Origin of the sequence: Prevotella sp. C561, assembly GCF_000224595.1 — a bacterium.
Lineage (GTDB): Bacteria > Bacteroidota > Bacteroidia > Bacteroidales > Bacteroidaceae > Prevotella > Prevotella jejuni.
This window is the reverse complement of record NZ_JH114159.1, coordinates 34,348-44,227: the sequence shown is the minus strand read 5'-3', so window position 1 is coordinate 44,227 and position 9,880 is coordinate 34,348. Positions and strand designations below refer to the sequence as shown.

5 protein-coding genes and 1 pseudogene are annotated in these 9,880 nt (G+C 43.7%); all 6 read right to left on the bottom strand.

Annotated elements, in window-relative coordinates:
* Positions 1 to 1,455: pseudogene (locus HMPREF0666_RS14945) on the bottom strand (type VI secretion system Vgr family protein); the annotation flags it as partial.
* Between the two features lie 28 nt (positions 1,456 to 1,483).
* Entirely contained in the window at positions 1,484 to 1,825 is a 342-nt protein-coding gene (locus tag HMPREF0666_RS14940) for a hypothetical protein (RefSeq protein WP_009013213.1), read from the bottom strand.
* A gap of 10 nt (positions 1,826 to 1,835) precedes the next feature.
* The gene (locus HMPREF0666_RS14935; protein ID WP_009013212.1) at positions 1,836 to 6,134 is read right to left on the bottom strand and encodes an RHS repeat-associated core domain-containing protein; all 4,299 of its coding nucleotides are present in this window, start codon (positions 6,132 to 6,134) and stop codon (positions 1,836 to 1,838) included.
* Complete coding sequence (locus HMPREF0666_RS14930) at positions 6,131 to 7,435, bottom strand: hypothetical protein (RefSeq protein ID WP_009013211.1); 1,305 nt, start codon at positions 7,433 to 7,435, stop codon at positions 6,131 to 6,133. Before HMPREF0666_RS14930 ends, HMPREF0666_RS14935 begins: the two co-directional genes overlap by 4 nt.
* 7 nt (positions 7,436 to 7,442) lie before the next feature.
* Positions 7,443 to 9,254 (bottom strand): type VI secretion system Vgr family protein, encoded by a 1,812-nt coding sequence (locus HMPREF0666_RS14925; RefSeq protein ID WP_009013210.1) that lies wholly within the window; start codon positions 9,252 to 9,254, stop codon positions 7,443 to 7,445.
* 181 nt (positions 9,255 to 9,435) lie between these two features.
* On the bottom strand, positions 9,436 to 9,834 hold the full coding sequence (gene tssD, locus HMPREF0666_RS14920) for a type VI secretion system tube protein TssD (protein WP_004384141.1): 399 nt from the start codon (positions 9,832 to 9,834) through the stop codon (positions 9,436 to 9,438).
* Positions 9,835 to 9,880: the final 46 nt, after the last annotated feature.

Sequence of the window (9,880 nt, the reverse complement as noted above, 5' to 3'; positions counted from 1 at the left end):
TGGCATTACCTGCACCATCAAAAGTCATGGTTACACGCCCTTATCGTGCAGCGTGACACTTCCTTTAGAATCATTAAGTTTCAAGGCACAGCCAGTGCGGCTGGTGAGGCTTTTGCAGTTGTTGCCTTGACCACCGCCACCACCTGTCGTTCCATTAAACAGGCTACCCATAACGTAGGGACGGGCGGGGTCGCCATGACGGAAGCCAAGGAGGACTTGGTCGCCTACCTCTGGGATGAAAACAAAGCCACGGTTGCTCTTTACGTCTTTGCTGCCACCACCATCTGGCGTCATCACACGTACCCAACTTGTTCGCATGTTATCGGTCTGCCAATTCATGCGCACCTGCACACGACCCGCTCCGTGTGGGTCGGCATTGCTTAGCACCGTTGCCATTTGTGTTTCGGCTAATGGCATTTCAACCTTTGGGTTAGGCAGACTCATTACAGTACCAGGAATGGCTTTGAAACGGTTTTTGTAGTAACAGCTCTCGCTCACTTCATGGGTCATCTCGATGATGATAAAATCACCTAAGCTCTCTTGTGAGAGATTGCCAACTCCCTTTAAGAAAGAACTATACAAACTTATCACCGAACCCACATGTAACCTTGGGTCCTGGCTTTCGGCTGTGACGTAATGGGTTTCAGCCGTTTCGGCTGCTTGTTTTAGGAGTACATAATTCTCAAGATCATCGATAGAGCTGACACGCTGTATGGAGTACTGGCGAGCTGCTTTAGGGTAGGAGGGGAGCGCAGCACGGAACGCATCACCCGCCATCCTGTCATGTCCGTAAGCTTTATCGGGCGTCTTGCGGTCCATCTCACGGTTTGCACCAGAATGGAACGTAAACACCTGTTCTGGACGAGCTAATGTTTGTAGGCCAATGTTGAGGGAACTCAGTGACGTACCAAATTCCATCTTGATAGGGTCTGGCAATCGTCTTGGTTTACCGAAGACAAGTTTCAGACCATCATAATACATCCACTCCTGATACTGCAAGGCGAGACGACGAACGAAATCGAAGTCAGATTCCTCGTATTGGCAGATGTAATCCAACTGTTTCTTGTGTGCTGCATTCAATGCCAATTGCACCTTACCATCACTGCACAGACTCTTTACGACATCACCAATCGACCTGTCGTTCCATAAGTAACAGCTCGGTGCCGTCTCCATACGATAAGTAGAGGAGTATCCAGACACCTGTATACACCCGAAGTCGCTGCCATCGCGATGCAACTCAATGTTCGTCACTATGCCACAGAAGAATGGTTTGCTCGCAGCCTTCACTATGATATCTTTGCCGAGCCACTCTTTACTGCTACTGATGTTATGTACATGTTTGTTACCTCCCGACTCAAGGTCAACCGTGAGGTCAAAGTGATGATGTGCACCAGTACTTTGGTCGATACGAAGTGATTTAAAAGAAGAAAGTCCATTCTTTCCTATTTTTAAGATGTTAAAAGTAAAAAGATAGTTCTAGGCTCTATAAAATAGATTTAGCCCAATCAAACACCTTTCTTGAAAATTTTGACGTTTCAATATCTTCAGGAAGGACTAAAGTTATTTTATTACAATCTGAAGCAAAGTTACTATTAAATATAAGTAAAAAAGGACCTTCGCCAGAATCCCTATTTGTATAATATCCCTTTTCATCCATAAGGTCGAACATCATCTTGTTTTTAGCTATATATATATCAGTTGTATTATCCTCATTATCAATAATAATATAAGGATTATCCCATAAAGAAAAAGATTTCTTCATTTCTTGGATAAATAACTCTTGCCTTTTATGTGTATATAAAACGTAATCAATACCTGTAAACATAACTTATTATTTATTTTTTACATGGATTAAGACCTTTTCTTTTAATCTTATCCTTAGGAACCTCTAAACCTCCCTCTACATATTTAATAAAACTACCTCTATCTCCTTGAATATCTTTTAACATGGTTTCATCAATTTCAAATTCAAAAAAATGAGATGATTTTTCAGAAGTAAGACCTAATTTTTTATATCCATTTTTCGATTGAGAAAGCATTTCAGGAGACTTAGTCGTGACATAAACTCCATTGGGGTGTCCCTTAACTGGATTATTGGCTTTAAACTTTATAGGGTTTTGAGAATTAATTATATTATACCCTTTTTTACTCGTATAATGGTAAACTGTAATTAATTTTAATCCAAACAGGTCTATCCAACTATTAGAATCGTGAACGTAGGCGTATAATGTAGGATTACTACCTCCTAACCTTATCGGGTCTTGACTGATATAATTACCAATCCTCGGGTCATAATATCTGAACCTGTTGTAATAGAGGCGCGTCTCATCGTCCTCATACTGTCCTAACTGACGGAAGGGAATGAACTGCCTGTTGCCGTGGAGGTTGCGAAGATTGCCGTAGATGTCATAGTCTGTCTGCCAGACAACATTACCTTTATCATCGTATGCCTGGACAGGACGACCGATGTAGTCGCTGATGATGCTGTAATGCTTGTCACCAACAATCTTGGCTGTAGGGACATAGCTGTCACTGTCGTAAACCCACGTGATGAGATTCTCAACTGGTTCTGGCCTGTCGAGTGTGACCTCACCAGTCTCGGTAACAACCGTGTTCGGACGGTCAGCCTCGGCATAGTCCCACTCGTGCAGGATGACATCACCATCCCAAAGGTAGCGATATACTCGTCCGTCAAAGACCTTCTCAATGCGTCTGCCCAAAGCGTCATACCTAAAAGTAACGGTCTTTCCGTCTGGTCGTGTTACACTCCTAAGCATACCATTGCCCTGCCACGTATAGGCATAGTCACCGCTCTGCCATGCAAGGAACTTATCCCGCATCCCAGCATCAAGGGATGGTCCCGACCTGCGCATGGTCTTCAGCACAAGGTTGCCATGGCTGTCGTAATAATACCGCCACTTCTTGTCCTCACGCAGCTGTCCACCACGACCATAGCTCCTGTCCGTTCGGTCAGGGCTATCATACACATTACCCATTGCATCTGGGTTACGCCACTGACGACTTCCGTCACCAAACACTGCCCCTGACAGAGAACCGAAGGCGTCATAATCGTAACGGACACTTCCGCCGTTTATTGTGTCAAACGTTCGTAAAAGACGAAGATTATCACCCCAAGTATATGACTTGTCATACAGTGTTCGCCCATTATGCCGGACACGCTGATGTGCAGGGCGGCCAATGCTGTCATAGTGCATAGTATTCTCTACACAGCCAGGCATCATACGTGATGTTTCACGCCCTAACCTATCGTATGCTATGTCCGCTTCCCAAGGCTTCCTCTTTTCTGACATACCAGCTGATATGTGGTTGACAGAACCTTTCATATCATATCCGTAGGTAATACTTCCTTCTAATGCACTGACGATATTTGAGAGTCGAGAACGCTCATCATACTTATGCTCCACTGTACGCCCGTCCTGGGTTTCCTTTATGACCTGCCCCAAAGCATTACGCACGAACTCCGTCACGCTGTCTCTGTTGTACGCTTTGGTGAGCCGTCCTGCCTTATCGTACTCCCAAGCCTCCCAACTGCCATCGGCGTACTTGTTGTAGGTAAGTCGCCCAGCTTGGTCATGCTGATGATGCACAGTCGTACCATCAGGCAGCTGTGTCGTGATCACCGTGCCGTCAAGGTCACGGATATAATGGCGTTCTAATCCATCGAAGCCCCTTTCACAAATCACCTCACCATTAAGGTTACGTTCAAAGAAGTAACGTTCGCCATGTTCGTTCTCAACATACTTCAACTGGTCATAGGAGTCATACTCGTAGTTCAGTGCACTGATCATGCGCATACTGCTCGTCCGTCGTGTCTGACGGCGCAGGTTACCCATAGGAGTGTACTCCATAGTCCACATTTCATTGCCACTGGTAACTTCAACAGGCAAGTCGTAGGCATCATAGGAGATGCGCATCACGCTCTGCCCAGGAGTTGCGTAGCGAGTAACACGGCCAAGTCGGTCACGCTGCCATTCTGTACTATTCCCGTCAGCATGCCTGTGCTTCAGTGGACGGCCATAGTCATCGTAAGCGAATGTTTCACAAACGCCATGCCCGTCCGTAATATTTGAGATTAATCCTAAAGTGTCATATTGTAGAACAGCACGTAGTTCTTCACCATACTCAATAGCAGAAGGCTGCTGCTTATCCTTCTCGTATGTATAAGTAACAACAGTACCATCCGCTTCCTTATATTTCAGCAACAATGCTGTCTCTGTATCATAGACCCATTCTTCTCTATTACCTGCCGCATCTGTACGTGCTATTAGGCGATTATGGTCATCATACTCATAAACAGTCTCAGCTCCGTCAGCAGCCGTCAATCTTATAAGGTTACCACGGTCATCATAATCATATCCTACGACCTTACCCTCTGGTGTACCTACCAATGTTCGCTCATGCCAAGAATTATAACCATACCAGGTCTCACCACCCATGGCATCCACCTTTTTATATACAAGGTTGTTTTCGTCATAATAATACTGTTCTGTAGCCCCTGTGGCAGAGTATTTTATTTCGTTATATCCGTCATGGTAAGATATATATCCTTCCTGTATACCACCTTCACCAGTAGTATGGATAACACGTCCTTCAGCGTCATACTCCCATGTATACGTCATATTGTTGCGGTTACGACGTAGAACGACTCTATTGGCATTATCATATTCAAATTCAATACTCTTACCAAATCGATCACGTACACGTATGAGATTACTCTTTTCATCATAGTCGTATGCCACCAATTGGTCTATGACATCACCATGTTTATACATTGCTGAGCGGATAAGACCTCGTTCCTCATCCTGTCCAAAGATTATAAGACGTCCAAAGTGATCCTTAATAGTAGAAAGCAAGTGCTTACGCCCACTATAATCCAACAATAGGAAACCACCTCCCACATAGTCTATCCTTTCAGCAAGATATATTGTACCGTACTCCTCGTCAGAGAAGGCACGATAGGTGCGAATTTCAGTCTCTGTCCTTACAATCCATTTAGATTTGTTTGGTCTATGCTGCCATAACTTTAGAGAACGATAATACTCCTCTTTGCCTCCTATTTCTGGTATTGGTATTGGGAATACTTGATTCTCATTAGGATTATTGTAAGCAGCTACCCCGTCTGCATCCTGAGGAATAATGAACAGGTCATAGTTACAAATCACTCCATTACCCATGATTCCAGAATAGGTAATGTCACTTTGCCACGCACTTGTCCAACGAATAGTACGCTCACCAAATAGTTCAAAGTCGTCCCAAGAGAAATTCATTGCTCCTGTGGCAAAGTCCACTGGCTCCAAACCGAAGAAACACAACGATTTAGATATAGGGTTCTTACCGAATTTACCCTGAAGGAAATGATTAAATTTGGTCAATCCTTTTTTGGCAATAGCTCCCAGTGCTTTCATGAAGAGTACGGCTGCTGCACGCATCAAAATGTCAGAGAGTGTGTACTTATGAGGGATAAAAGTTCCACCCACCAGCACAGGTGGCTTGATATTTATTTGCACATACATTGTTAATATATGCTGGTAGAGAGCAAGCCATGCCGGAGGAAAATATTGGTGTCCGAAAGGTATGCCCCAACAAGTCAGAACCTGCTGAGGGAATGACCCACTGCACTCACTACCATTGATAATGACACTTTCCGACCCGAAATAGATTTCACCATCATGCGGACCTTCTAAGTCTCCTAAGAAGATTTTATAGAAAGGTAGACCACCTGTTATATGTTTGATAGGTATAATATTCCCAACCATAGCTGCTCCTAACATACTTGCAGCACCACCTTTAGGTTTTATAGAACAACCAAAACCAAAGACAGATGTTGTTGTCGTAGCCTTAATACGGCCATGAACAAAAACTGATGCTCCCATAGGAATCTTTTCTGGGAGGTTGAACATCTTTTGCAACAAGGAAGGGACTGGTATGCTGAAGTCTGCATACTCCATGGGGTCAAAGACAATTCCTATGAAAGGGTGTGGTAAGGGAAGAGGAAAAGGAGGCATAGGTAGCTTCGTCCAGTGAATGTCTATACCTAATACCAAATCAAAATGTTTGGCCACATGCTGTACGGCAGTACTCGCTACATTGGCTTTCTTTGCTATTATCTTCATGAGGATACACTTGTTAAGGGTGAATGATATAGGTCATCCATGTTGGGGACTTGTATGTTAGTTTGCCAATCTGCACCTAAATATTGCTCCATTTGTTTGCAAAGTTCTTCTGCTTTTTTAGAGTTTCCATATTTCTTTAGTAATAGAGTAGCTATGTAAGCTAATGAACTTTGTTGTCTTTCCTCATTGTTCATAGTCATACCTATCTCTATACACTTCTCATAATAAGCAATGGTTTGTGAATCTGTAAATGTACCATCTTGTATTTGACCCATAATACGATAACACTCCATCTCCAATAATGGATTCTTTATATTCTTTGCAATCTCAGCTGATTTCTCAAACGCATCTATTGCATCCTCTTTTCTTCGTATAGCAAGCAAGAAACCACCATAATTCACATGCATCTGTGCAGACAATAAAGTTCCTTCACCAGTAAGGCTCAATAAGGTACGGAATGTGTCATGTGCTTTCTCCTGTTCATTTTGTGTAAGCCATACATAAGCATCTAAGAGGTGAGCCGTACATAGTACGTCTTTAAGATTGTGTCGGCTGGCTATGGCAATAGCTTTAGCTAAAGCTACATGAGCATTATCAAACTCGTGCCTGCTAAAGTGAACGTTTGCCAATAGCATTTGTTGTTGCAGAACATTTTCTTCATCATTAGGATCTGCAGCAGTCTGGGCTGCCACATTGTTCATCAAAGAAGCAATGTCAGTACCGGTAAGTACAAATTCATGTCTGTTATTAGGCAGTTTCTTTAACAGCCGACCTTCATGTTTTTCAAGCACTACAATCTTGACATCACTGCTATTCATATTAACACACCAATCAAACAGCCACTGTTCATATAAAGGTATACTACTTATCTGTTGTGGTGATAAGAGAATAAATATCTTGTGTCCACGTAGTGGCGGAAAAGATTCGTATAGTTCTATTAGTGCCTTAGCAGTATTCCCTGCATCAGTCTTAACTTTACCATCAGGAACGACCATATCCGGAAGCCATTCTTTACATGGAACAGAAGTAAGATTATTTTCTCTCCACAACTTATAAACTAAATGTAGTTCTTCTAATAGCTCTGCACCATACCGCTGTGCATCCTCAAATGGTTTATAATTCACAAGGAAAACGTCGTTACTTTCTACCTCATCTGCACCATGACTCTTAAAATAAACATCAAACATGTTTAGAGTGTGCTTCTCGCCTAAGCATACAAATAGCGGTTTATCGGTATGTGCTTTTACTTGCTCATACCATTGTCTGTCTATCTTTAGTAATTCCAATCGTACTGGATTCATACCACTATTAGTTTAGTTTTACTTTACTTCCACCTACAATCACCTCACTTGATGCGGTAACAGACGTTGTTCCACTACTTGAACTTACATTAGTCTCACTGGTGCCATCAATACAAGTCTTTGCAGAAGTTATGTTAAGGTCTGTCGTAGTCATACCAATACCAGTACTTGGTGTCTCGCCTTCCCCTACACCAGCAACAATACTTGATGTTCCTGCCATGGAGATATCCGTGCCTCCAACTGATATCTCCTTGCCATTTATCTTTATCGTACCATCTTTGTGCAACTCAATAGTAGCATTACCACAGGAGATGAGTATTTTGTCAGATGAATCAAATGTGGCATTACCCGAACCGTCCATGTGAATGCTGGTCTTTCCTGGATCTGATAACGTGACACTACCTACAGAATCATTAAGTTTCAAGGCACAGCCAGTGCGACTGGTGAGGCTTTTGCAGTTGTTGCCTTGACCACCGCCACCACCTGTTGTTCCATTAAACAGGCTACCCATAACGTATGGTCTTGCAGGGTCACCATGACGGAAGCCGAGGAGGACTTGGTCGCCTACCTCTGGGATGAAAACAAAGCCACGGTTGCTCTTTACGTCTTTGCTGCCACCGCCATCTGGTGTCATCACACGCACCCAACTTGTTCGCATGTTGTCGGTCTGCCAATTCATGCGCACCTGCACACGACCCGCTCCATGTGGATCGGCATTGCTGAGTACCGTTGCCATCTGTGTTTCAGCCAGAGGCATTTCAACCTTTGGGTTAGGCAGACTCATTACAGTACCAGGAATGGCTTTGAAACGGTTTTTGTAATAACAGCTCTCGCTCACTTCATGGGTCATCTCGATGATGATGAAATCGCCTAAGCTCTCTTGGGAGAGATTGCCAACTCCCTTTAAGAAAGAACTATACAAACTTATCACCGAACCCACATGTAGCCTTGGGTCCTGGCTTTCGGCTGTGACGTAATGGGTTTCAGCCGTTTCGGCGGCCTGTTTTAGGAGTACATAATTCTCAAGATCATTGATAGAGCTGACACGCTGTATGGAGTACTGGCGAGCTGCTTTAGGGTAGGAGGGGAGCGCAGCACGGAACGCATCACCCGCCATCCTGTCATGTCCGTAAGCTTTATCAGGTGTCTTGCGGTCCATCTCACGGTTCGCACCAGAATGGAACGTAAACACCTGTTCTGGACGAGCTAATGTTTGTAGACCGATATTGAGAGAACTTAGTGACGTGCCAAATTCCATCTTGATAGGGTCTGGCAATCGTCTTGGCTTACCGAAGACAAGTTTCAGACCATCATAGTACATCCATTCCTGATACTGCAAAGCAAGCCGACGAACGAAATCGAAGTCAGATTCCTCGTATTGGCAGATGTAATCCAACTGTTTCTTGTGTGCTGCATTCAATGCCAACTGCACCTTACCATCACTGCACAGACTCTTTACGACATCGCCAATCGACCTGTCATTCCATGAGTAACAGCTCGGTGCCGTCTCCATACGATAAGTAGAGGAGTAGCCGGACACCTGTATACACCCGAAGTCGCTACCATCACGATGCAACTCAATATTTGTCACTATGCCACAGAAGAATGGTTTGTTCGCAGCCTTCACTATGATATCCTTGCCGAGCCACTCTTTACTGCTACTGATGTTATGCACCTGTCTGTTACCTCCCGACTCAAGGTCAACTGTGAGGTCAAAGTGATGATGTGCACCAGTACTTTGGTCGATACGAAGTGATTTGAAAGAAGAAAGTCCATCCTTTCCTATAGTGATGGAGATGGGATTAAAAGGTATTGCCATTGAATATATTTTTTGAGGTAATTAAGGCTGAAAAGCGAATTAATAAGATTTGTTCCCTATATATAATAAGGTGACGATCTCAGCAGCTTATAGGTATGTCCTACTGCGGTGAGACCTAAATAGAAAGCTAAAAGGACCATGTCAAGCACGTAGCCCGACACAGTCCTTAAGTTTCTTAGACCTATGAACGAGGCCAGCGGTTGTCGAGTTCGGCATTACCCACGGTGATATTCTCAGCAGAGAAGGTCATAGCGATGGTCATCGGCGCCTCGTTGTTTACGTCGAGTGTCTCCTTGTAGTGGACGATGTAAGCATTCTTGAAAGAAATCTCCTTCATCTTAGCATCCTCCTCACTCTTCTTGTAAACAATCTTACCCTCAACAGGCTTGAACTGACTGTTGAGCATAGCCTCGATAGTAGAAGTGTCATCAGTAGACTCGATAGTGACGCTGATACGACCACCAGAGATACTTGATGCAGGCTGACCCTTCTTGTCAGTCGTACGACTGAACTCGTAGTTAGAATAGAGTACGTCGTACTCCTTGCCACCTAATTCCAATGTTGCTCTAAATGAACTCATGATAGATAATTTAAAGTAGTTAGAAAAATAAGAAAACGAGGTACAT

Bases quoted from the DNA above. Each gene is read 5' to 3' on its own strand.
- HMPREF0666_RS14940 (WP_009013213.1), bottom strand. From the start codon at position 1,825: ATGTTTACAGGTATTGATTACGTTTTATATACACATAAAAGGCAAGAG.
- HMPREF0666_RS14935 (WP_009013212.1), bottom strand. From the start codon at position 6,134: ATGAAGATAATAGCAAAGAAAGCCAATGTAGCGAGTACTGCCGTACAG.
- HMPREF0666_RS14930 (WP_009013211.1), bottom strand. From the start codon at position 7,435: ATGAATCCAGTACGATTGGAATTACTAAAGATAGACAGACAATGGTAT.
- HMPREF0666_RS14925 (WP_009013210.1), bottom strand. From the start codon at position 9,254: ATGGCAATACCTTTTAATCCCATCTCCATCACTATAGGAAAGGATGGA.
- tssD (WP_004384141.1), bottom strand. From the start codon at position 9,834: ATGAGTTCATTTAGAGCAACATTGGAATTAGGTGGCAAGGAGTACGAC.